Here is a 24,116-nt window from a genome sequence, read left to right as displayed (position 1 = left end):
TTTTCATTTAAGTGGGAGCAAATAGAAGCTGAATTGTCCGTAACTCGCTATCTTACCAACGCTCCATTTTTCGTTATGAAATAACCCGCACAATTCTCATTTTTACAAAGCCGAATCCATTTATTCAACGTATGAAGGCCAGAACTACTTTTCTCGTTTGTGTCGCGGTTGCCTTTCTGCTCGGATGCGGGGGTGACAAAAAAGATCCGCCGGAACCGCAGAATCAGACGTGCCGGGTCAACGAGGTTCCCGACTTCTATTTTGACTCCGGCCCGGTGTCCATTACCTACGACGCCAACAACCGGGTGGCCGCCATCACGCAGTCGTCGTTCAACGTGTTTTCGTTCACCTACAACGCCACGGGCCGCGTAACCCGGTTTCTGGCGGGCATCTCTCAATATGAAAACCTTGGAGCGGAAGAACATACCGTTACCTACGACGCCAGCGGCCGCATAGCAACCATCAATGCCCTGGACAACGCCCGGACGGTGACGGCAACGCCCACCTACGATGCCCAAAACCGCATTACCAAAATTTCAGTGGTGGACCCCAGCGGGCAGCGGACGTACTTCAAACGCATGGAATACGATGCCGCCGGGAATGTGACCAAGGTGTTTTACGCCAAGAATCAGGAGGCCGAGAGACTCTATGCGGAATACCGGTACGACGATAAAAAATCGCCCTTTCTCAACCAGCCCGCTTTTCAGCTCATTCCGCTGGTGTCTTCGCTGGTCGACAAAAGCCACTACCTCAGTGTGAACAATCCGGTTCAGTACAAGGATTTTGGCTATGGCTACACCGCGACCTACCAGTACAGCAATGACTTGCCCACCGAAACCTCGCTCCTGTTGCAACAAACCGGAAATCCATCGATTGTCAACAAACAAAAAGTATACAAATACAACTGTCAGTAGAAAACCTGTCAATTTTTAGCCGTTTTGCGGCCAAAGCAGTTAGTAAGGGAAGTAATCCCTTAACGAACTGAACCCATGAAAATTACCGGTTTCTTCCTGGCTCTGCTGTTGCTGGCAGGCTGCAAAAACGAGAATTCTCCCAAATTACTGAAGGAAGTGGAAGTGCGGAAAGACGGCAGCAACGGCTTGATTGTCTCCGTTGCGCTGGTGGATGAAGAAGGCAAACCGACCACTGCCGAGGGCTTGCTGCTCGTCGAAATTCAGGGCATATCCGCCCAGGACTCCGTTTTCACGGTCACCGAGGTCGATACTGCCTTAACGGAAGCCAGTTTTCGCCAGCTTTCGTTTGGGGAAGGATCGCTGAAAAAAAAGATGCTGGGGTTTGAAACCAACCCGATTCCGTATAAAACCTCGGATCAGGAAGCTTCCTACCAAAAATCCAACAAAAAAGGGTTGATGCAGGTGTCGTTCAAACCGGAGGGCGGCCCGGTGCTTCATCAAACCGTTACGTATGAACTTTAAGGGCTTCTAAGGAAATTCTAAGGAGATATTTAGTTGAGGTTAAGATTCGGCGGGCAGTTTTGAATCGTGAAACAACCCCTACGTCATGATGTCTCAACTGTTTTTTCAACGCCCTCTTCAAACCCGGTCCACCCGCTTTGCCAATTATTACAACCAATATGGTAAACCAGCCCGGAAAAAGCCCCGGCCCGAACGACCCGACTGGCTGGTGGTGCTGACGTTCGTAGCCATTGCGCTGACGATCCTGTTTAGCTGATCACATGGTATAGGTACGCGGGTCCTTGTCCATCATCGGTCATGGGGAACCCGGCTTCCTTTTACTGCGGCCTGTTCCAGAATTTCCCGTCCAAAACCGGAGTTTTGCCAGGTGGGCGACAGCGTCCGGTACATTTCGAGATAGTCGGCCTTGGTTAGATAATTCCCTAACGTACAAAGCGTTGGCAGTGCTGCTCCCACGGCGGTGCTGTGGTAGCGCTTGACGTATGACTTCAACAGTTCGATTCGGCTGGCGGTCATCTCGTCCATAATTTTCTTCAGTATTCCCGCCCGGGCGGTATCTTTTTGGGCGGCCAGTGCCTCCTGAACCTGTTTGATCCGGAAACGCTGGTAGCCAATCTGCTGATCTTCACGCCACCATTCTTTCCAGAGCCGGTCGATGTCCGATCCATTGACCGTTACGCTGTCGTAGACCGGTTTTGTCCCTTCCACCTCGACGGTTCGGTTATCCAGCAGAATGTCCGCCAGTTTGAGACTGACACTGCCTTTTCCCGCATACAGGTACGTGTGGGCGGCCTCCGTCATGCTTCCGTCGAAAACAAACCGCTCCTGCCGAACCACCGCCGAATCGATGACCTGCCGTTTTCCGCCGTCGATCAGGTACATTTTCGTCTGGTCGGGCAGCCCCCGGATGTGGCCGATGACACGGTAGCCCGGACCTTGCTGAGCAGAACAAAACGTGACTAAAAAGAGCAGGATGAAGGCGGAAAGAAGTTTGCGGGTTTGCATAAGGTCGAAAGCTAGCGTTGATACCGGCATAGACGAATCAAAGCGGTTTTCATTACAGCGAATCCGGTTTTTACAGTTGCAAAAAAATCGTTTACTTGGTTCAGTCAATCCTTTACCGTGTAAAGACAACCGAATTAAAAACGCTGAGCATCTGTAGAAAAATGACGTATACCTTTCGAAACGACCAACCTGAGATCTTTTTGAGTATTGTCCGCGAAGTAGGTCAGTGGCTCGTGGAAACCGGACAGACGCTGTGGGAAATCGATACCCTTACGGCGGACAATTTGTTCGATGACTACACCCGGGACCATAGCTATGTGATGTTTGTAGCAGCAGAGGGCGAAATGGCAATTCCGGCGGCCACCTTCACCTTGCAGTGGAAAGATCCCCTTTATTTCGGCGAGGTGCCCGACCAAACGGCCGGTTTTATTCATAAACTCGCCATCCGAAGGCAATTTGCAGGTCAGAACCTCTTCGCCCCTATTCTGGATTTCTGCCGGGTGGAATGCCTCCGGCGCGGCATCCACGAGATTCGGCTGGAGACCGACGCTACCCGCCCCCCGCTCATGCGGTTTTATGAACGCAACGGTTTTCAGCCGACTTACCAGAAAGCCATCCAGGAATTTGGGCAGACCTTTCTTTGTCAGTATTACGTCCTGCGGTTTTAAATTGAAAACGCTGTCAGTGCGATTTTCCACTCACGAAAGGCAGCGGATTCGCTTTCATGGGAATCGTGTGTCGCGTCAGAATCCGCTCAATTTCTGCCTGACCGGTTTCGGTTTCACGCGGCTGGTAGAGCAGCAACCGCGCCCGGCGGCCGGTTTCTTCGGTATCGATAACCGGAGCCGGGTAGTCGATGCCAACCTGAAAATGGCACATGAGCTGTTCCAGGGGCGGCATCTGCCACGGTTCGTGGAGATAGGCCAGCGGACAATTGACCAGTTCGGGTACCCATTGGCGAATAAAAGCCCCTTCCGGATCGTGGTCCTGCGACTGCTTGACGGGATTATAAATCCGGACGGTATTGGTCCCGGTCATGCCGGTTTGCATCTGCACCTGCGCGTAGTGAATGCCCGGTTCAAAATCGGTGAAGAGTCGGGCCAGGTGCCAGGCTCCCTCCTGCCAGTGCTGGAATAAATGATGACTCAGAAACGACATTAACATGGCCCGCATCCGGAAATTGATGTAGCCCGTCGCTTTCAGGCAACGCATGCAGGCATCTACCAGCGGATAGCCCGTTTGGCCGTCGCACCAGGCCCGGTACTGCGCCTGATTCTCATTTTTTTGCAATCCGTCGAAAGCCCGGTTGATGTTTTGAAACTCCATCCGGTCTTCGGATTCAAATTTTTGAATGAAATGGCAGTGCCAGCGCAGTCGCGAAGCAAAAGCCTCGAATTGCCGACGAAACGACACGCCATCGATGTCCTTTTTGGCTGCTAGCTGCGCCTGAAAAACCTGCCGGATGCTCAGACAGCCCCAGGCGATGTAGGGCGACAGACGGCTGCATCCCCGGCGACTGGCCAGCGGTTTGGAGATCGACCGGGCATAAAGCGAAATTCGCTTCGCAAGAAAGCTGTTCAGATACCGGTGTGCATTCCGTTCTCCGCCCGGCTGAAACAGCGGGTTGGGCTGCTGCCACGCCGGGGGAAGGTCGGGGCCGCACTGGGTTTGATACCATTCGTCGGGCAAATCGGCCGGTTTCCAGCGGCTGAGGTCGGGATGTTGCTGGGGCGACCGCATGGTTTGTTGCCAGTCGTCCGCCCAGGTTTCCCGGTTTTTGAGTCCCCGGATCACGCCATTGGACGGAAATTCCCGCCAGGCAATACCAGCCTGACGACAGAACCGGGCTACGGCTTTATCGCGGTCGTACGTCACTTTCAGCCCCGTTTCTTCGTAGGAAAAAATGGTATCGATCGCGAAAATCTGGTGCAGGGCGTTAAAGACCTCCAACACGCTCCGGTGAAAAATCCAGATGTGGGGTGAGCCTTCCGGTTCCATTGACTCAACCGATTCGGACTCATCGTCGAACACAAAGGGAAGCCATTCGTGGGTGAACTTAGAAACCGTCGGAACGGTTATTTCCAGCTCCGAAAGTTGCTGGTTCAGATCAGCCAGCGACTCCGTTACAAACCGCCAGTGACGCAGATCATAATTCGGATCGGCGATGACTTCAGGCTCGAAAACATATACCAGCAGCAGCGGTCGGTTACGCACGTTGAGAGCAGCCTGCAAAGGCGCATGATCGCGCAAACGCAAATCTCGCTTGAACCAGAGGATATTAACAGCAGGTCGATCGGTCATGAGCCAAAGTCGGGCTAGAAAAGCCTGAAAAACAGTGGACAATAGAAGATCGTGTTGAACCCAAATGTTTGCGTCGTGGAGGAATTTACAAGAAGATATGTCTTACAAGCTGTTTGAGTTAACCGGGGAGAGCCCTGGAAGGGCGTTCTGTCAATAGTCAATAAGACCCATCAGCTCGTGGTAGCTCCGGAGGAGCGGCCTGAAGATGTTTTTAGACCGCTCCTCCGGAGCTACCACGAGCTGATGGATCTTATTGACTATTGACAGGACAGGCCTCTGGCCTTAATTCAAACAACTTCTTAAACCCGAAAAACCGCATAGCGGACGGATTTTTCCGAATAAAAGTTGCTTAGAGTTTCATGGGAAAAGAATGCTAAATTTAAAATGATGAATGCTAAATGCAAAAGTGGTCATCAATTCATCACTTATACATTTAACATTCATCATTTTAGATTTAGCATTCCCCTTATTTTATTCTATTTTGAAGGAAAATAAATCCAAAACAAGAACCTATATGAGTTTTCAAGCCGCTTCGGCCAGTTCCTGCCGTCCCTGCCTTTTCAGGATGCGGTAATGAGAATGCAGGGCGGAGAAAAATGTGGGATTCTCCAGGTAGGGCAGCTCAAATTCTTCGGCGGTTTTTTTCACGATTTCCGTGATGGCCGGGTAGTGAATGTGGCAGACTTTGGGAAAGAGATGGTGTTCGATCTGTCGGTTTAGGCCACCGCAGAAGAAGGCGGCCGTCTTGCTGCGGGGTGCAAAATTAGCGGTTGTCCGCAATTGATGAACCGCCCAGGCTTCCTGAATGCTCATGCCATTGACCGGAACCGGAAACGAGGTTCCTTCCACCAGGTGCGCCATCTGAAAAACAATGGCAATCAAGGCGCCTTCCACCAGATGCATGACGACAAAACCCAGCGCAACCTGCCACCAGGCCAGATCCAGAACCAGGTAAGGAAGCACCAGAAAGCAGAAATAGTAGGCCGCTTTGGTGGCAAACAACGTGATGTATTCATGCCGCGGATGACGCGGATTAGCGTGCTGGCCGATTTTTTTCTGGAAAAATTTCACAAAATCTTTCCGAAAAACCCAGGAAAGCGACGTCAGCGAATACAGCGGCAGGGCGTACAGGTGCTGGTAGCGTTGCCACGGCCGGTAGCGTTCGCCGTCATCCAGCCGAATCAGACCCGGCGCGACATCAATGTCTTCGTCGTGGCCGAAGATGTTGGTGTAGGTATGATGAACAATGTTGTGGGAAAGTTTCCAGACATATGGATTGGCGCCGATGAAGTAAAAACTACTGCTCAGGATTTTATTGAGCCAGTTTCGGGACGAAAACGCACCGTGCATGGCGTCGTGTGAGACATTGAAGCCAATGAATGCGGCAAAAATGCCCAGCAAAACGGCCAGTCCCAGCATCGTCCAGGCACTGAACAGGTTGGAAATGATCAGGCCATACAGGAGTGCATAGCCGCCCAGGAAAAAGATGGTTTTGAACCACATGGCAAAATTAGCGGTGGGCGAAATACCGTTTTCCTTAAAATAGGCATCAACTCGGCGACGAGCGGTGGCAAAGAACTGCGACCGACCGGTATTGGTAAATTTTACGGGTGTTTGCATCAATTCAAATCAGTTGACAAGCCGACCGGGTTCCTCAAATTTTATGCGAGCCAGACAAAGGCTGGTTCTTGGAAGTACGACCGCACCAGATTGCCTGACATTTGGCAGGCGGGTTGGATCGGGAGTTACCAGGGGCTTCTATACTAACAAACAAATTGGATTAATGATTGAAGATTTATTGAAGGGCGTAATCCCTGACCTGTTAAATTGTAAATTTTACGACGTGGAAAATTACTACCCAAATTTCTATTTTCCACTACGAACCGAATTTATTTACACAAACGGCGCACGCATCGGATCGCAAGCCGCACTAAAACAATAACTTGTTACCTGAAACACAAAACGCCAAACAAAGGCCGACGTTGAAGTTTATGAGGTCAAAAAATCCCGAAACCAGCGTCCCGACTGCTTTATAATTCGCTGCTGGGTGGAATAGTCGACATAAACCAGTCCGAAGCGGGGGCGGTAGCCTTCGGCCCATTCAAAATTGTCCATCAGCGACCAGGCAAAATAACCGCCGATCTTGAAGCCCTCCTGCTTGGCGCGCAAAACTTCCCGGAGGTAGGCCTGGTAAAACGCCACCCGCTGCGGATCATTCACCGCGCCGTTCTCCAACCGATCCGGAAAAGCCGCCCCGTTCTCGGTGATGATGATTTCGTTGACTTTTTCGTAGGCCGAAAACTGGCGGATTACCTGATAAATTCCTGCCGGATACACCTCCCACGCCATGTCTGTCGTCGTGGTCACCTGCCGCCGGTGGGGTTTCACCTCCCGCGCCCAGAAATACGGCGTCAACCAGTCGTGCCGCACCACCAGCCGGAAGTAGTTTTGCAGCCCGATGAAATCGAAATCGAATGTGGCCCGTTGCAGATCGCCGAGGTTGGCATATTTGGTCATGATCTGCTTCAGCAGGGGCGCTTCCCGAACCGGATAGCCCAGCCCCAGACTCGGTTCGATAAATAACCGGTTGCCCAGCGCGTCGATCCGGGCGGCCGCCCGAACATCCCGCACCTGCTGCGTATGCGGTTCGACCGGTGCGCAGAAAAGCGTGGTGCCAATCCGGGCGTTAGGTACGTTCCGGCGGATGATTCGCCCGCCTTCGCCCTGACAGATTACGGCGTGATGAACCGCCGGCAAAAAATTCCACAGTCCCCGCCGACCCGGCGCATGAATACCGGCAAAATAACCGCCCGCCGTAAAAACCAGCGGCTCGTTCAGCACCATCCAGTTTTTGACCTTATGGCCGAAGGCTTTGGTGCAACAATCGACGAATTCGGAAAACCAGCGAATCACCGCGCGGTTGGTCCAGCCGCCTTTGGCTTCGAGGGCGTGGGGCAAATCCCAGTGGTAGAGTGTGACCCAGGGTTCAATGCCCATCGCCAGACAGGTGTCGATCAGGCGGTTGTAAAAATCAAGTCCCCGCTCGTTGACCCGGCCCGTTCCGTCGGGCATGATCCGCGACCACGACAGGGAAAACCGGAAAGCCTTGAAACCCAGACATTTTAACAAAGCCAGATCGGTTTCGTAGCGGTGGTAAAATTCGCAGGCCACGTCGCCGTGATCCCGCAACCGCCCCCAGCGTTTGTCGTGCGTGAAGGTGTCCCAGATGGAAGGCCCGCGTCCGTCGGTCTGGTGGGCGCCTTCGATCTGATAGGCGGCTGTGGCCGCTCCCCAGACAAAGTCGGCCCCGAAATCCTGGCGGGAAAAGGGTGGTGATGAAGGATGCAAAAGCGGTACAAAGGTAGATTGAACGCGGAAAGGTAGCGGGTTTCGGGCGGCATCGACGCGTTTGACCTGTTAAGAAAGTGTTAATAAAGTCGTAAAAAACCGCCGGATGCGCACGCATTGATAACCGGACCGTAAAATTCATGTAACCCTGCCAACGTAGCTTCGCTTCCGAAAACCGTAAAGTTACGTTCATGCGCTTATTGTTTCTGGTACAGGGAGAAGGTCGCGGCCACCTGACGCAGGCTCTTTCATTTGCCCAGTTGGTCGAAACCGCTGGTCATGAGGTGGTTGGTGCGTTGGTGGGGGTAACCCAAAACCGCCCCACCCCTGCCTTTTTCAGCGAGCAGTTCCCGGCTCCGATCACGCCCCTGCCCAGCCCCGGTCTGGTCTACCACACCCGGACCCATGCGCTGCAACCTTCCAGAACGGCACTGAAGGCGGTTTTAAACGCCCAAACCTACCAGCGTAGCATGCGTCAGATTCGGGATGCCATTGAAACCCTGAAACCGGATCTGGTCATCAATTTTTATGAATTGCTGGGCGGACTGACCTACGGTTTTTACCGCCCGACAGTGCCGATGCTCTGCGTGGCCCACCAGTATCTGGCTTTTCATCCCCGGTTTTCATTTCCGAAAGGTCAGCTTCTGGACCGGCTGCTGTTTAAACTTACCTCCCGGCTAACGGCCTGGGGTGCCCGGGAACTGCTGGCCCTGTCTTTCGATCAGCAGCCCGATGTGCCCGGCAGCCGGGTGCGCGTGGTTCCTCCCCTGCTGCGCCGGGAAGCCACCGAACGCCATCCGACCCAGGGCGATTTTTTGCTGGCTTACACCACACAGCCGGGGCTGGTTTCCCAACTGGTAAAGGCCCATCAGCAACACCCGGATCTGCCGATGCGTTGTTTTCACACGGGAACACAGGCGACAGAAGAGCGGATCGACGCGACGCTCACCTTCCACGCCATTCACAGCCAACGGTTTCTGGAGGCCATGCAAGCTTGCCGGGCGGTGGTGACCACTGCCGGTTTTGAAGCCGTCTGCGAAGCCTTTTACCTGGAAAAACCCGTCCTGATGATTCCCCAACCCAACCATTTTGAGCAGGCCTGCAATGCGCTGGATGGTCAGCGGGCCGGGGTTGGCGTTGCCTCCAATACTTTCGATCTGAGCCGTTTGCTTGATTTTATGCCCCACTATGATGCCGACGCAAGCGAGCAGTTCCGGGCCTGGCACGGGCGGGGCTATTTCCTATTTCTGGCAGCTTTAAACCGGGCGGTCAACCCGGAAAGCTCCAACCGAAAGCCCAGACAGCGGTCGAAGACCCTGTCTGCGGCTGGAAATGGCAGCATTTTCACCACAAAATGATTACATTGAATCACTAAATCGGTATACTCTTTTCTTTTTCAAACATGCTTTCCTATCCTACATTACGCGGGCTTCTGTCCGGTGCGTTGATGACACTTTCGGTGCTGGCTCACGCCCAAAATACCGCCCAGGGTTTTGTTTTTGAAGACCGCAACCAGAACGGCAAAAAAGACCGCAACGAACCAGGGTTGGCGCAGGTTCCGGTTTCCAATGGCCGTGAGGTGGTGCTGACAGATGCCAAGGGTCAGTATCAACTGCCGGTCGGGCTGGATCATATTCTTTTTGTAATCAAGCCGACGGGCTACAAACTGCCCGTCAACGCGCAAAATTTGCCCCAGTTCTTTTATCGGCACAAACCGAACGGTTCTCCGCAACTGAAATTCCCGGGCGTGGCCCCCACCGGCCCGTTGCCCAAATCCGTCGATTTCGCACTCACTAAACAAGACGAGCCGGACCAATACCAAATTCTGGTGTTCGGCGATCCGCAAGCCTACACCACGGAGCAGATTGCCCATTTCGACCGGGGAGTAGTTTCCGAACTTCAGGGCAAAACCGGCAATTTCCGGTTCGGGATCAGCCTCGGCGACCTGGTGGGCGACAATCCGGCGCTGTTCGGTGCCTACAATACCATCATTCGCAAACTCGATCTGCCGTGGTTTCAGGTGATGGGCAATCACGATATGAACTATGATGTCAAAGCGGATAGTTTGTCGGACGAAAGTTTTGAAGCCATGTATGGCCCCAACACCTACGCATTCACGCAGGGGAAAGTGCATTTCATTGTTCTGGACGACATTCTCTACCCTGACCCGCGCGACCAGAATGGCTACCAGGGCGGTTTGCGCCCCGATCAACTGGCGTTTGTCGAAAACGACTTAAAACACGTACCGAAGGATCATCTGGTGGTTTTGTGTCATCACATTCCGCTGTTCAGCGAGGGTGCGGGGGAATCGTTTCGGATAGCCGACCGCCAGCGGTTGTTCAATACGCTCAAAAACTTTCCGCACACCTTGTCGCTTTCGGCCCACACGCACATTCAGCAGCACTTTTTTTACGGCAGGGAAGCCGGGCTGGACCGGGCCAATCCGCACCACGAATATAATGTCGGTACGACCTCGGGCGACTGGTATTCCGGCGAAAACAACGCGCTGGGCGTACCGGTTTCAACCATGCGCGATGGAACACCCAAAGGCTATATGTTCCTGACTTTTAACGGCAATCAATATTCGTTCGACTACCGGATTGCCAACCAGCCCGAAACCTACAAGATTGGTTTGTATGCGCCCAAAGCGATCACCAAAGGGCAGGTTGGCCGTAACGACCTGTATGCCAACTTCTTCCAGGGCAGCAAGCGCGATTCGCTCGAATACCGCATTGGGCAGGGAGTCTGGAAACCAATGATTCGGGTCGAGGAAGCCGATCCGGGATTGCTCGGCGTTCGGTATCGGTATGATTCCGCCGAACAGCCATTGGGCGGTACGAAACCTACAGCACCCGTTCTGTCGACGCATTTGTGGAAAGCCAAACTGGGCGGTGACCTGCCCGCTGGCGAACACACCATCGAAGTGCGCGCCCGGGATGCCTACGGCCGGACATTTACCGGCAACATGGTTTTTAAGGTAGTCGAAGCCTCGGCAGTTTCTGAAAAATAGACTTGGAAACAGCCTGATTTGTGGGCAAAAACAGCCTAAAACCTTAACAGAAACTTAACATTGGGCTTTTGTTTCCGGCTAATTTTTTGTATTTGTTTGTAGATTTTTTTATTCTCAGAAATACCATCAAACCAACACGTTGTATGAAGGCCCAAAAGAAGGCACTGGCTACCGATATTTCAACTTCTGTCGAATCAAAACTGGCCGAAATTGGTGAACAATCGAAGAAAGTGAAAAAGATGATTCAGCAATCGGCGAAGAAGCTGGCCGCCAAACTGATCAAAGTGACAAAAAAAGAAGAGAAAAAGAAGCTCAAGGCCAAGAAAACGAAAAAAGCAAAGACCGCAGTAGCCATTCAGTAACTAAAAAAGCAGTCCGGAAGATGGTATTCCGGACTGCTTTTTTTTGTTAAAAACTTCGCAAACCGTTCACATTTCCTTTACGCTGGGGTCATTTTCGCGTTGCACCTTTACGCAAACATTCCTAAACCCGTTGCGTGACTCAATCTCTGCGTGAACTGCTGCTCCGACGACTCAACCAGGCATTCTGGTTAGTTTTGCTCATGAGTCTGGCCGGGTGGGGAGCCTGGCGTTTCTCCCGACTGGCCACTCCGGCGAATGAACCCATGCCAACCAACCGAATCGACCGGGAATTCCAACAACTTCATCTGCAATCCATTACCTCGCTCGATTCTTCAGTAAACGGGCTTCGGCTGGCGGTGATCAGCGGAGAACCGGAACCCGTGCTGCTGGCCCTGACCGAACAACTCCGGCAGCAGGCGCAGGAAGTTACGCTCCTGTCGTCGTCCCGCGAAACCGTGTTAGCCCCTCACTCGTCGGTTATCCAGCCTCTGCTCCTGGATCAGTGTCAGAAATTCCGGCAGCTACTGCACCAGAAAGCGTCGGTTCGTTCACTCTCTCAACACCTCGCCGAATTGCAGTCGCAGGTCCGGCATCTTCAATACCGGGTGGCGGCAGATTATCACCCCTAGATGCGGTTGTCTTTGTGTTAATTCGACAGACCATCATTTCTTCCAGTCATCATCTTTTCTTAAAACTGGGGTAAAAGGCTATGGGCTTCTTTGCATGATCAATTTTACGTCACAATAGCTTCTTATCCATGAGAATTTCTCCCCTTCTGTTCGCAACCGGTTTGGTTGTGACAAGCTGTACCGTGCAAGACCATCAAACCCCCGACACGTCGGCGGTTCAACTGAAAACGCGGTCCGTTAACCCTTCGCTGGTCAAAACACTGCCCGGTTTTGAAAGCCTTTCGGTATTCCCACTCATCAGCAGCGATGACAAACTGGACGAATCGCCCGATTTTGTTTTCGGTGCCCAGCCCGACGGAGCCGGTTTGTTGAAAAACCCCAACGGCGAAGGCTTCATTCTGATCAACAATCACGAAATCCACCAGTCGGTTTCGCGGGTGTTTCTCGACAAAACCTTCAAACCCGTCAAAGGCGAATATATCGTCGATTATGAAGGAGGCCAGTGGCGGTTGTGTTCGGCCACGATGACCACCCCGGAAGAACACGGTTTTGGCCCGGTATTTCTGACCGCCGGTGAAAGCGGAGCCGAGTCGATGGTGCACGCCATTGATCCGCTGGGTTCGCCCGATAAAAAGAATAAAAACCGGGTGTTGCCCGCGTTGGGAAAAGCCAGCATGGAAAATGCCGTGCCGCTGCCGAAAGACGCTTTTCCGGGAAAAACCGTCATTATTATTGGCGAAGACGATTCAAACGGCCAGGTACTGGCTTATGTATCCAATTCGGTTGGTGATTTGCAAAATGGCAAGCTCTATTTTCTGCGTCGGGTGAACCAGAATCCGGTTGAAACGGACATGGTGCCGGGTACGGTTTATGACATTGAATTTGTGGAAGTTGATAACGTGACAGCCTCAACAGGTGCGCAGATTGCGGCCCAGTCGGTGGAGAAAAAAGCCGTTCAGTTTGCCCGGGTCGAAGATGTCGACTACCGCAAAGGGGGCGGTGGTGAACGCGGACGGGAGTTTTATTTCACGGCAACGGGGGTTAGCCAGGCCGACAAGAAAACGCCGGTGACGGGTAAAACCATGTGGGGCCGGGTCTACCAAGTAAACCTGAAAGAAAATGATCCGTTGAAAGGCACTCTCCAGGTCATTGCCGACGGCAGTGTCGATCCGGGCAACAACATCGTGAACCCGGATAACCTGTGCGTTACCGAAAACTACGTGTACATTCAGGAAGATGGCGATTCGTATTACGCCGATAACAAACACGATGGGCGGGTGTGGCAATACTCAATGGCCACAAAGGAACTGAAAGCCGTTCTGGAAATGAATCACCGCCGGTCGGACCCGACGTTCAACAGCAAATACAACCCCGCGAACAACCAGCAGCTTAGCTCCTGGGAATACGGAGCGATGTATGACGTTTCGAAGTTAACCGGCGTTCCGAACACGTTCCTGCTCAACCTGCACCCGCACACCTGGCAAAGCGACAGCTACGCTAATCCGGACGGTAGCGGTCTGAGTACCAACAAAGAAGGCGGCCAAGTTGTGATTTTGCAAGGTTTACAGAAATAACTAAACCTGTCTTCAACAACCCGCCTGCCATCCGACAGGCGGGTTGTCGTTTTTCAATTTCTCCTTTTCCGGGTATGAAAAAAACAGTCGGCTTATTTGCCGGAGCGGTCGTGGTCAGTATTCTTCTATTCGGCTGGATTGAAAAATCGTCGCGGCCCGTCCGACAACCAAAAGACCAGGTTCGCCAGCACTTTACACAGGATTTGGATACCCTGGAACGGCTCATAGCGGGTCGGCTGCTGCCGCTGGCGGAAGCGTCGGCTCCGGTCGATAGCCTCCGGCTGGCCTTCATCGATTGCCGTCAGCGGTTTAAAAAGCTGGAGCATTTTACGGAATATTACCTGCCCGGAACCAGCCGGTTGATCAACGGGACACCTTTGGATGAAGTGGAAGTAGAAGAAACCAAAGCCTTCGAACCCGCCGGTTTTCAGGTGATTGAAGAATTGCTCTTTGCGGAAGATACCATCACCGAAAAACCGGAGCTGGTTCGGCAAATTCGGAATCTGCGGAATCAACTGGCCCGCATCCGAACGGTCTGGACCGCCACGGAACTAACCGACGCCCACGTTTTCGACGCGCTGCGGCTACAAGTTTTTCGGATCATGACGCTGGGCATTGCCGGTTTCGACACGCCCCTGTGCCGAACCGCCATGCCCGAAGCGGCCGTTTCGCTGACCAGTTTGCGGTCGTATCTGGCGTTTTATCCTGCCACCGACTCTTCCGAAATTCTAAAAAACCGCCTTCAGGAAGCCGCAATCTATCTGACTACCCATTCTGATTTCGACGCTTTCGACCGGGCTCACTTCATTCTGTCCTTTGCTAATCCCATTTCCGGGGAACTGCTCGCTTACCAGAAAAAGATTGGTGTTCAGACCTTTACGGAAGTCCGGGCCTTGCGGGCTGATGCCGCCACTTTGTTTGAACCGGGGGCATTCAACGCCGATTTCTGGGCCCCCAACGCCGATATGCGCACCAACCAAGCCAAGGTGCTACTGGGCGAAAAACTGTTTTCTGACCCGATTTTGTCGGCTACCAACACCCGCTCCTGCGCGAGTTGTCACCAGCCCGACAAAGCCTTTACCGACGGTTTACCAAAAAATACGACGCTGGCCGGTTCGGGTCTGGTACTGCGGAATACGCCGACGATTATCAATGCGGCTTTGCAAAACAGCCAGTTTTACGACATGCGTTCTCAAACCCTTGAAAACCAGTCGCTCGATGTTGTTCATAATGTAAATGAAATGCACGGTTCGCTCGACTCAGCCGCCCGAAAATTGCAGGTTAGTTCCGATTACGTGAAGCGGTTTCGGCGGGCTTTTCCCCAATCCGACGGTCGAATCAGCCCGGTGCAGATTCAAAACGCCCTGTCGGCGTATGAACGCTCACTGGTGCGGCTGGATGCACGTTTTGACCGCTACATGCGGGGTGAAAAAGCCGCGATGAGTCTGGAAGAAATCAACGGATTCAATCTGTTCATGGGCAAAGCCAAATGCGGCATCTGCCATTTTATGCCCCTTTTCAACGGAACGATTCCACCCGGTTTTACAAAAACTGAATCCGAAGTAATCGGCGTACCGATTCACCCCAAATCCCGACAGATCGATCCCGATTTAGGCCGTTATGCCCTGACCAAACTGCCTTCGCTCAAGTACGCCTTCAAAACCCCGACCGTTCGAAACAGTACGGCCACGATGCCGTATATGCACAATGGGGTGTTCCAGAACCTGGACGAAGTGATTGATTTTTATGACAGCGGTGGTGGTTATGGACTCGGCATTGAACTGGCCAACCAAACCCTGCCAACTGACCGGCTGAACCTAAGCAAAACTGAAAAAAATGCGTTGCTGGCTTTTCTGAAAACGCTGACGGATTTACCTACTCCCCTGAAACAGAAGGAGCTTTAGAACGCGTTGTATCTTTCACAAATTAGCCTAAATTTGGTGAATTGAACACTGCTCATGAACAAGCCTACCACGATCGATCACTACATCGCCGACTTTCCTGCCGAAACGCGGGAACTCCTTGAGCAGGTTCGGGAAACGATTCGGAAAGCTGCACCTGAGGCCAAAGAGACCATCAATTATGGCATGCCGACGTTTACGCTAGAGGGAAATCTGGTTCATTTTGCGGGCTACAAAAACCACATCGGCTTTTATCCAACTCCATCCGGCATTGAAGTCTTTCAGGAACGTCTGTCGGTGTATAAAGGTGCGAAAGGCTCGGTTCAATTTCCGATCGACCAACCCATGCCGCTGGATCTGATTGCCGAAGTGGTCAAATTTAGAGTGACTGAAAACCGGCAACTCGCCGAAGCAAAACCGAAAAAGAAACCAGCCGCCCGAACCCCGAAGCTTTCCGACACGGAACAGGTAACGGACCATATTCAAAAACTCGATCCGAAACTGAGTCCGCTCGTTGAGTCCATCCGGCAACTCTTTTTAAGTACTGATCCCGACATTGGCGAACGCATCAAGTGGAACAACCCGAGTTTTTACTACACTGGCGACATGAAACCGTCCGATCCGAAGGAATACAAACGGGAACTGGCGGTTTTTAATCTTCACAAAGGAAAGATCATGCTGGTTTTTCCCACCGGAGCCAAGATCCCTGACCCCTCCGGATTACTCGAAGGAACGTATGAAGACGGTCGCCGAATTGCCGTATTTACGACGCAGGAAGATATTGACGCCAAAGCAGCCGCATTGCAAACGGCGATCAAGGAATGGCTGAGGCTGGTAGAAAAATGAACATAGGGTTTTACTTCAACCCAAACCGATAAACCCGGTCGTAGAAAATGAGATAGAATTGCTTTTCTACATCCATGGGTGCGGCTTCATTGTTATTTTCTAACTATTATCTGTCTTATTCTCGCCAAGTCTTTTCTTTTCCTCTATCACTTCATCAATCATCAGCACGTCGTTTAAATCTTTCGGTCGTCGTGCCAAGATCTTTATTTCACGTAAGTCATTGATACCAATGAAACAAATTCGATGGCCTGCTTTCGTAATGAACTCCTGCGCTCGACTTCGGCAGTCTTCATAATTGAATCGAAAATGAACGCGTGTCATTATGTCGATTGGCCCCAGATCAATCCTTATAATTTGCGGTTTTGTAAAATCGAGTAAACCAATCATCGCTGTATCTTCTTGACTATAGCCCAGATCCTGCAATACTTTCAATAATTTCTCCTTGTTTACATTAGTTGGTTGTAACCATAAATCAGCGTCCTGGGTAAAACGAACGGCCCCATTTAACAAGAGGGCAAGCCCTCCAACCAACATATATTCTAACTGCTGTTTTTCGGCAGATGCTACAAATTGGAGAAAATCACTGTTTTCTACATCCATGATGGCCTACTTATTCTAATTCTTTGCCCAGCTTTTGGCTGAAATCCTCCCAGTTCAATATAAATCCGGCGCATCTTTATATACTCCTCCCATCTCTCTTCCGGTGTCATTCGGGCATATAACTGCACCTGTTCCCTATGAGGGTCATTCAGGTCTTTATAAACCGTGATCCTCTTCTTCTTTTCCATACCTCAAACAACGTCAATTTCCGCTAAAACACAAAAAGGACACCGTTAGAGCGGCATCCTTTTGAATTTTTTAACACTACGAAGCGTTACAGCGGACCCGTTACCAGCTCATCCTCCGCCGGTACGGTTTTCTTCCGGTCGTTGAACATCAGAATGAACAACACCAGCACCACCGCAGCAATGCCCGCCGGAACCAGCCAGACCGAGGTCCAGTCCACCTTGCCATCGACCGTGTAGATGTCGGCTACGATTCCGGCCAGTTTCGACCCGATTCCCATTCCGATCCCGTAGGTCGCCAGCGTAATCAGACCCTGCGCTGAGGACTTGATGCGCTCTCCGGCTTTGTTGTCGGTGTAAATCTGCCCGGTTACAAAAAAGAAATCGTAGCAGACACCGTGCAGAACAAAGGCAATGTAGAACATCCACTCGCCCGAACCGGCGTTGCCGTACCCAAACAACAGGAACCGGATAATCCAGGCCACCAAACCCACCACCAGCATGTATTTAACGCCCAGCCGAGTGAACGCCAGGGGAATCAGAAGCATGAAAAAAAACTCGGAAGCCTGCCCCAGCGACATGATATTCTCAACATTGAAACTGTTGGGATCGGCACCCGGGTAGGCAGCCTTGTAAGCATCGGTCACCGACGGATTGGCCATCGCGTAATAAAACGATAGCGGGATACAGATCAGAACCGATGACAGAAAGAAAATCGCAAACGACCGGTCTTTCAGCATCTTGAACGCATCGACACCCAGAATCTGGCCAATGGATGCGCTGGCAGTGGCTTTGGGGGGCGTGTGCGGCAGTGTGAAGGAAAACAAGCCAAAAAATAGCGCCGTGTACATAGCGATCTGGAAAATGGCTACCTGATCGCCTATTCCCAGGAATCCCACAATATTCGTAACGACGATCCAGGCCACGGTTCCCAGCACCCGAATGCCCGGAAATTCCTTCTCCGGATTTTTCATCTGCTGCATGGCAATAGACGTGGTTAGCGACATGGCCGGGGCAAACGTGAGGCAGTAGGCCAGAATCTGCCAGAAAAACGCATCGGCGTCTTTTTCCTGAATCAGAAAAAACAGAATGGCTGCGCCCGCCAGATTCAGGACGCCCAGCACTTTCTGGGCCGCAAAATACCGGTCGGCAATCAGACCGACGAAGAAGGGTGCCACCAGCATCGCCAGTGAAAAAGCCGTATAGGCATTGCCGACCTGATCGCCGGTCGCGTTCAATTGGGTAAAAAGATATTTGCTCATCTGTCCGTACCAGGCTCCCCATACCGAAAACAGGAGAAACATCATGACAGAGAGTTGAATGCGGGTTTTGAGAGTCATTGGGTTACGTCAGAATTGGATGAATGCGTTCAGATTGGGCTACTCTTGCGGGTTTGAAGTTAATTGAAATGCATTTAGCGTCAAATGTTGGTTGCATAAGTTTCAATTCGATCCCATTTTTTATCAATTCAGCCCTACTCTTTCACGTTTGATAAATACTTCGCAATTTTCAGTTTTCGCAACCCTTACCTTTGGAACATGAAACCGCTTTACTCGCTCTTAATTCTGATTTTTTTTACGGCCAGCCCACGGGTTCAGGCCCAGAAGGTCGACCTCGACCGCTTTTATTTCGACGCCGGTTATTTGATTCTGCCGAAAGAACACACCCCCGCCTACAACCGCACGTTTGGCGTTCGGGTCGTGGGTTCACCTTCGGTCGCATCGGCCTATCCGGAATCGGCGATGTACGAAAAAATCAATGTGTTGGGGTTTCAACGGGTCGAAAACAACCCGGCGGTTGGCATTACGGTGGAGTTTGGAAACGTACGGTTTGAGAAAAGCGAAACGAAAACCCGCACCGAGGAGAAGAAAGACAAGGACGGGAAGGTCACCGACCAAATCACGTATTACAGCATGATTGTTCGGTATAGTTTTAGCGGCAACTACAAAGTGCTCGGCGCCCGCACCGACGAAAAATCGTTGAGTCGCAAGGAAAAAGAGAAAGCGAAGGAGTTGCAAAGCAACCGGTTTTTGCAAACGGCCTCGCAAACCGGTCCGGAAAAAAGCGTCACCACCAGCGGCTATTTTCCGACCGAATTGTCATTTACCACCACGGAGTACAAAAACCTGGCCGATGCGCGCCGGTATATTGAGCAAAACCAGCAAACGATTCGGACGGATCTGATTACGAAATATGTGACCGATGCGCTCGTTCGGGTCAATGAGGATGCCAATCGCTGGTATGGCTACGTGCCGACTCAAACGCGGGAATTTCTCTGGATTCTGGACTCCAAAAGCCATCCCGAATATCCCATTCAGCAGGAAGCCATCAAAGCCGTCAAGGAATTGTCGAAACGGATGACCGCCACCCAGCCCATCGATCAGCTCGGCCGCGACCTCCAACCCGTTCTGGATTATTTTCAGGAGCTGAAAACCAAATACCCTGGTTCGGACAAACGCAACCAGAAAATGCGGTATTCGGCTTTTTATAACCTCATGGTTCTGAATTACTTCCTCGACCGACCCGACCAGGCGATGGAAGAAGCCGACGGCCTGATCAAAAACGGATACGATACCAAGGACGGCGAAAGGTACCTGGGCTGGTCGGAAGAACTGAAGAAGATGCTGGCGAAACACCAGATGGCGTCGCGGCACATGCAATAAGGATTTATTCAATCATCTTCAACAACTCGTTCAGTTTCAGCAGGGCCTCGATTGGCGTCAGCGTGTTGATATCCAGTTTGCGGAGTTTTTCCTTGATGGCTTCTGCTTTCGGATCACCGGCTTCGAAAATCTTGAGCGTGATGTCACTCGCCCGGGGCATATCCCGCAACGCTTCGCGTTTGGTATCGCCCGACCCTTCCCGCTGACTTTCCAACTGTTGCAGAATCTCACCGGCCCGGCTGACAATGCCCGTCGGCATTCCGGCCATCTGCGCCACGTGGATCCCGAAGCTGTGTTCGCTTCCCCCCTCCTTCAGCTTCCGCAGGAAAATGACTTTATTGCCCATTTCCTTAACGGCCACGTTGAAGTTTTTGATGCGGGGCATATCCGTCGCCAGTTCGTTCAGTTCGTGGTAGTGGGTAGCAAACAGCGTTTTTGCGCGGCAGGTCGAGTGGTTGTGCAGGTACTCGGCAATCGACCAGGCGATGGAAACGCCGTCGTAGGTGCTGGTTCCCCGCCCAATTTCGTCCATGATGACCAGACTGCGTTCGCTGAGGTTGTTCAGAATGCTGGCGGTTTCGGTCATTTCGACCATAAACGTCGATTCGCCCCGCGACAGGTTGTCGGAAGCCCCGACGCGCGTAAAAATCTTGTCGACAATGCCAATTTCCGCTTCCGACGCCGGCACGAAACTGCCCGTCTGCGCCATCAGCACAATCAGAGCGGTTTGGCGCAGGAGCGCTGATTTTCCGGCCATGTTGGGACCGGTGATGATAATGATTTGCTGGGTTTCGTCGTCCAGATAGAGGTCGTTCGGCACATACGGTTCGCCGGGCGGCAGTTGCTGTTCGATCACCGGATGTCGTCCATCTTTGATCTGCAAAACCTTCGAATTGGTAATCGTCGGTTTGGTATAGCGGTTTTTCTCGGCAATGCGGGCAAACGACGCCAGCACATCCAGCACCGAAATGACCCGGGCGTTCTGCTGAATGTGGCTGACATATTCGCCGGCCGCCAGCACCAGATCGTTGAACATCCGCTGTTCGATGCTGAAAATTTGGTCTTCGGCATTCAGGATTTTGTCTTCGTATTCCTTCAGTTCCGGTGTAATATAGCGTTCGGCATTCACCAGCGTCTGCTTCCGAATCCACTCCGCCGGAACCCGGGCTTTGTGGGCGTTCGACACTTCCAGGTAATACCCAAACACCTTGTTATAAGCCACTTTCAGCGACGAAATACCGGTGCGCTGGACTTCCCGGTTTTGCAACTGCACGAGGTAATCCTTCCCGGAAAAGGCAATGGCATGCAAACCGTCCAGATCGGCATTGACGCCACTTTTGATCATACCGCCCTGGTTGCTCAGCACTGGCGCTTCGTCCCGCAATTCCGCTTCAATTTTATCGACCAGAAACGTACAGGCGTTGAGTTGATCGGCGTATTTTTTAATCGACGATGTCATCGGTTGCTGCGCCAGCGCCGTGATCAACAATTCTTTGATGGGCAAAATGTGCGACAGCGACCGTTTCAACTGCACCATTTCGCGGGGCGAAATCCGCCGGACGGCCACTTTGGAAATCAGTCGCTCCAGGTCGCCAATTTGTTTCAGGTGCAGTTCCAGCGACTCCCGCAGGCTCGGCCCATCGGCACCCTGGGCGGCATCGCCGTGGCCGGTTTTGAGGAGTTCGACGGTATTGAGCCGTTCTTCAATCAGCGGTTTGTCTTTCAACGGCAACAACAGCCATTTCCGCAGCAGCCGCGCCCCCATCGGCGTAACGGTCTGATCCAGAATCTGAATCAACGGAATACCACCATCCTGTTGCGACGCCACCAGCTCCAGATTCCGAATCGTAAACCGGTCGAGCCAGACGTACTTATCCTCTTCCAGCCGCGTCAGCCGGGCAATGTGGTCGATGTCTTTGTGCTCGGTTTCATTCAGGTAATGCAGAATGACGCCAGCGGCCACAATGCCGTCGGTCAGCCCTTCGACGCCGAAGCCTTTCAGGGAAGACGTCTGGAAATGCTGGGTCAGCAAGGGATAGGCAAAGTCGTAGGTAAACGCCCAATCGTCCAGGGTATAGGTATTGAATTTATCGCCAAACTGTTCGACAAAATCCTTGCGGTATTTCTTACAAAACAGGATTTCGGACGGATTAAAACTTTGCAGGAGTTTATCGGCATAGGCCGCATTGCCCTGTGACGTCAGAAATTCGCCGGTTGAAATGTCCAGAAACGCCACGCCAAACTGGGCGTCGGCGCCCGATCCTTTGGCAAAGTGAACTGCAGCCAGGTAGTTGTTTCGGCGCGTATCCAGCACGTTGTCATTGAAGGAAACGCCGGGCGTAACCAGTTCCGTCACCCCACGTTTGACAATTCCTTTCGCCATCGCCGGGTCTTCAAGCTGGTCGCAAATGGCCACGCGCTCGCCCGCCCGCACCAGTTTGGGCAGGTAGGTATCGAGCGAATGATGCGGAAAACCGGCCAGATCTTCGTTGGCTCCACCGTTGTTCCGTTTGGTCAGCGTAATGCCCAGAATCCGGCTGGCTTTGATGGCGTCTTCGCCGAAGGTTTCATAAAAATCCCCCACGCGAAAAAGCAGGATGGCACCGGGGTATTTGACTTTAATCTGGTTGTATTGCCGGTTAAGGGGGGTTTCGGTCGTTTTCTTGACAAGCTTCGTGCTGGTACTTTTCACAAATTCCGGATGCTTAATTTAAACAAAAATACGAAATTTTAGGGAGAGGGCGGTCCTCCCACCCGGCTTGTTGTCGATAAAGGCTCATTTGTTTGTCCTTTCCGGAAAAGAATATAAATTTCGGCCCGTCAACCGGCCGCGACATGAATACGGTTCTTTATTCTTCAACCGTCTGTCCACACACCCGGTTAAAACCCCAGTCCAATGCCCAGAAAAGTCAGTCTCGACGAACTCAATCGCCTAACCGTCGAAGACTTTAAAACCGCTGAGAAATACCCGTATGTTTTGATTTTAGACAACGTCCGGAGCCTCAACAACGTCGGGTCGGTGTTTCGCACAGCCGACGCCTTTCGGGCGGAGAAAATCTATCTCTGCGGCATTACCGGTACGCCACCCCACCGCGACATCACCAAAACGGCCCTCGGCGCCACCGAGTCGGTCGATTGGGAGCATGTTCAGGATGTAGTTGCATTAATTGATCGGTTGAAGCAGGAAGGCTGGACCATCGCAGCCATCGAGCAGGCCGAGGGCAGCGTCGGTTTGCAGGATTTCGAGCCGCTGACTAACAAAAAGTTTGCATTTGTGTTTGGTAATGAGGTTGCCGGTGTCAATTCGAGTATTATTGAGAAAGCCGATCTGGTCCTGGAAATCCCCCAATATGGCACCAAACATTCGCTCAACATCGCTGTTTCGGCGGGCATCGTTTGCTGGGATTTTCTGACAAAACTTAACAGAAACTTAACACACTGATTTTGTTTTTCCTGTTTCTTTCGTAGTTGTTTGTAGATTTTTTATTTACCGCAGTATACCTTAACAACATTCCCATATGAAGACCAAAAAAAAATCGCTGGCAACTGAAATTGCAAGTTCGATTGAAACCAAACTGACTGAAGTGGGCGAACAGTCGAAAAAAGTAAAGAAAGCCATCGAAAAAGCCGCCGAAAAACTAGCTGACCGGGTCAGCAAGCTCTTTAAGAAAGAAGAAGAAAAGAAGAAAAAGCAACTTGCGAAGGCAAAGAAAAAAGCCGATCAGAAAGGCAAAAAAGTCGCCAAAAAGCTCAAAAAAACCACCGTGAAAGCGGCTGATAACGGCCAGGCGAAGGCGTCTGCACCTGAAAAAGAAACGCCGGCACCCAAAGCCGCAGCCACTTCCAAAGCCCCTGCCAAACCTAAACCGGCAGCACCAGCACCGACCACCAAACCAACGGCAACCCGTACAACACCTGCAACCCGTAAATCGCCTGCTCCAAAACCGGCCCCCGAAACCAGCCCATCTGAATCCTGAAACGGGGGAATTACCCCGCTATCTGGTAAACTATTTTTGCGTAGGGCGGTTGCTCTACGCTTTTTTTATTTTTCCCTAATCTCCTTTTAATCTGATACTTACATAAAATATCGGATAAGAATCGCTGCACGCTCAATTTACAGCTTACGTTAATTGCAACTTTTTATTGTCATAAATTTGAATTATTGCTTATTGTTCAATTACTTAGCACTATAAGAATCTTATATTTAACGTCTGATAAATACGTTTTATTGTTACTCTCTATCCTACTACGATAAC

General features: G+C 51.8%; 21 protein-coding genes. 14 read left to right on the top strand and 7 right to left on the bottom strand.

All coding sequences use genetic code 11. The features are described 5' to 3' along the window. Positions 1-131: 131 nt before the first annotated feature. The 3 genes from ACO064_RS26340 (at position 132) to ACO064_RS26330 (ending at position 1,692) form a co-directional block, all read left to right on the top strand. The gene (locus ACO064_RS26340; protein ID WP_421830174.1) at positions 132-914 is read left to right on the top strand and encodes an RHS repeat domain-containing protein; all 783 of its coding nucleotides are present in this window, start codon (positions 132-134) and stop codon (positions 912-914) included. Positions 915-989: 75 nt separating this feature from the next. Next, positions 990-1,436 (top strand): hypothetical protein, encoded by a 447-nt coding sequence (locus tag ACO064_RS26335; protein WP_421830173.1) that lies wholly within the window; start codon positions 990-992, stop codon positions 1,434-1,436. Positions 1,437-1,521: 85 nt separating this feature from the next. Continuing rightward, positions 1,522-1,692: a hypothetical protein gene (locus ACO064_RS26330; RefSeq protein ID WP_171062792.1), complete on the top strand. Its 171-nt coding sequence runs from the start codon at positions 1,522-1,524 to the stop codon at positions 1,690-1,692. A 32-nt stretch (positions 1,693-1,724) separates the two neighbouring features. On the opposite strand, the gene ACO064_RS26325 is transcribed toward ACO064_RS26330, so the two are convergent. Next, the gene (locus tag ACO064_RS26325; protein ID WP_421830172.1) at positions 1,725-2,441 is read right to left on the bottom strand and encodes a DUF4369 domain-containing protein; all 717 of its coding nucleotides are present in this window, start codon (positions 2,439-2,441) and stop codon (positions 1,725-1,727) included. Positions 2,442-2,641: 200 nt separating this feature from the next. Here ACO064_RS26325 and ACO064_RS26320 point away from each other — a divergent pair, with 200 nt between their 5' ends. Continuing rightward, positions 2,642-3,109 carry a GNAT family N-acetyltransferase gene (locus ACO064_RS26320; protein WP_421830171.1) on the top strand — a complete coding sequence of 156 codons (468 nt, stop codon included), beginning with the start codon at positions 2,642-2,644 and terminating at the stop codon, positions 3,107-3,109. Between the two features lie 13 nt (positions 3,110-3,122). On the opposite strand, the gene ACO064_RS26315 is transcribed toward ACO064_RS26320, so the two are convergent. The 3 genes from ACO064_RS26315 to ACO064_RS26305 form a co-directional block, all read right to left on the bottom strand. Next, positions 3,123-4,742, bottom strand: a complete 1,620-nt coding sequence (locus tag ACO064_RS26315; protein WP_421830170.1) for a deoxyribodipyrimidine photo-lyase/cryptochrome family protein — start codon at positions 4,740-4,742, stop codon at positions 3,123-3,125. 522 nt (positions 4,743-5,264) lie between these two features. Next, complete coding sequence (locus ACO064_RS26310) at positions 5,265-6,362, bottom strand: fatty acid desaturase family protein (RefSeq protein WP_421830169.1); 1,098 nt, start codon at positions 6,360-6,362, stop codon at positions 5,265-5,267. 369 nt (positions 6,363-6,731) lie between these two features. Next, positions 6,732-8,090 carry a GH1 family beta-glucosidase gene (locus tag ACO064_RS26305; protein ID WP_421830168.1) on the bottom strand — a complete coding sequence of 453 codons (1,359 nt, stop codon included), beginning with the start codon at positions 8,088-8,090 and terminating at the stop codon, positions 6,732-6,734. A 191-nt stretch (positions 8,091-8,281) separates the two neighbouring features. Here ACO064_RS26305 and ACO064_RS26300 point away from each other — a divergent pair, with 191 nt between their 5' ends. The 7 genes from ACO064_RS26300 to ACO064_RS26270 all read left to right on the top strand — a co-directional run bounded on the left by ACO064_RS26300 (position 8,282) and on the right by ACO064_RS26270 (position 16,412). Further along, on the top strand, positions 8,282-9,448 hold the full coding sequence (locus tag ACO064_RS26300) for a glycosyltransferase family protein (protein ID WP_421830167.1): 1,167 nt from the start codon (positions 8,282-8,284) through the stop codon (positions 9,446-9,448). 44 nt (positions 9,449-9,492) lie between these two features. Beyond that, positions 9,493-11,100, top strand: coding sequence for a calcineurin-like phosphoesterase C-terminal domain-containing protein (locus ACO064_RS26295; RefSeq protein WP_421830166.1), 1,608 nt, complete (start codon positions 9,493-9,495; stop codon positions 11,098-11,100). Between the two features lie 143 nt (positions 11,101-11,243). Continuing rightward, positions 11,244-11,462 (top strand): hypothetical protein, encoded by a 219-nt coding sequence (locus tag ACO064_RS26290; RefSeq protein ID WP_421830165.1) that lies wholly within the window; start codon positions 11,244-11,246, stop codon positions 11,460-11,462. A gap of 134 nt (positions 11,463-11,596) precedes the next feature. Further along, entirely contained in the window at positions 11,597-12,091 is a 495-nt protein-coding gene (locus ACO064_RS26285; protein WP_421830164.1) for a hypothetical protein, read from the top strand. A 182-nt stretch (positions 12,092-12,273) separates the two neighbouring features. Further along, positions 12,274-13,665, top strand: a complete 1,392-nt coding sequence (locus tag ACO064_RS26280; RefSeq protein WP_421830163.1) for a hypothetical protein — start codon at positions 12,274-12,276, stop codon at positions 13,663-13,665. Between the two features lie 74 nt (positions 13,666-13,739). Then, on the top strand, positions 13,740-15,569 hold the full coding sequence (locus tag ACO064_RS26275; protein ID WP_421830162.1) for a cytochrome-c peroxidase: 1,830 nt from the start codon (positions 13,740-13,742) through the stop codon (positions 15,567-15,569). A gap of 54 nt (positions 15,570-15,623) precedes the next feature. Beyond that, positions 15,624-16,412 carry a DUF1801 domain-containing protein gene (locus tag ACO064_RS26270; RefSeq protein WP_421830160.1) on the top strand — a complete coding sequence of 263 codons (789 nt, stop codon included), beginning with the start codon at positions 15,624-15,626 and terminating at the stop codon, positions 16,410-16,412. 99 nt (positions 16,413-16,511) lie between these two features. Here the strand turns inward: ACO064_RS26270 and ACO064_RS26265 are convergent, their stop codons facing one another. Beyond that, positions 16,512-17,012 carry a DUF6036 family nucleotidyltransferase gene (locus tag ACO064_RS26265; protein ID WP_421830159.1) on the bottom strand — a complete coding sequence of 167 codons (501 nt, stop codon included), beginning with the start codon at positions 17,010-17,012 and terminating at the stop codon, positions 16,512-16,514. 274 nt (positions 17,013-17,286) lie between these two features. Further along, a complete protein-coding gene (locus tag ACO064_RS26260; protein WP_421830158.1) occupies positions 17,287-18,537 on the bottom strand; it encodes an MFS transporter in 1,251 nt (416 codons plus the stop codon). Positions 18,538-18,735: 198 nt separating this feature from the next. Here ACO064_RS26260 and ACO064_RS26255 point away from each other — a divergent pair, with 198 nt between their 5' ends. Continuing rightward, positions 18,736-19,860, top strand: a complete 1,125-nt coding sequence (locus ACO064_RS26255) for a hypothetical protein (protein ID WP_421830157.1) — start codon at positions 18,736-18,738, stop codon at positions 19,858-19,860. Positions 19,861-19,864: 4 nt separating this feature from the next. On the opposite strand, the gene mutS is transcribed toward ACO064_RS26255, so the two are convergent. Next, positions 19,865-22,552: a DNA mismatch repair protein MutS gene (gene mutS, locus ACO064_RS26250; protein ID WP_421830156.1), complete on the bottom strand. Its 2,688-nt coding sequence runs from the start codon at positions 22,550-22,552 to the stop codon at positions 19,865-19,867. 204 nt (positions 22,553-22,756) lie between these two features. Between mutS and ACO064_RS26245 the strand changes: the two genes are divergently transcribed. Beyond that, positions 22,757-23,302, top strand: coding sequence for an RNA methyltransferase (locus tag ACO064_RS26245; protein ID WP_421830155.1), 546 nt, complete (start codon positions 22,757-22,759; stop codon positions 23,300-23,302). 76 nt (positions 23,303-23,378) lie between these two features. Then, on the top strand, positions 23,379-23,837 hold the full coding sequence (locus tag ACO064_RS26240) for a hypothetical protein (protein ID WP_421830154.1): 459 nt from the start codon (positions 23,379-23,381) through the stop codon (positions 23,835-23,837). Positions 23,838-24,116 lie beyond the last annotated feature (279 nt).

Origin of the sequence: Larkinella sp., assembly GCF_965227735.1 — a bacterium.
Classification (GTDB): Bacteria; Bacteroidota; Bacteroidia; order Cytophagales; family Spirosomataceae; genus Larkinella.
Note: the sequence above shows the minus strand (reverse complement) of the source record. Positions and strands in the feature narration are given on the sequence as shown.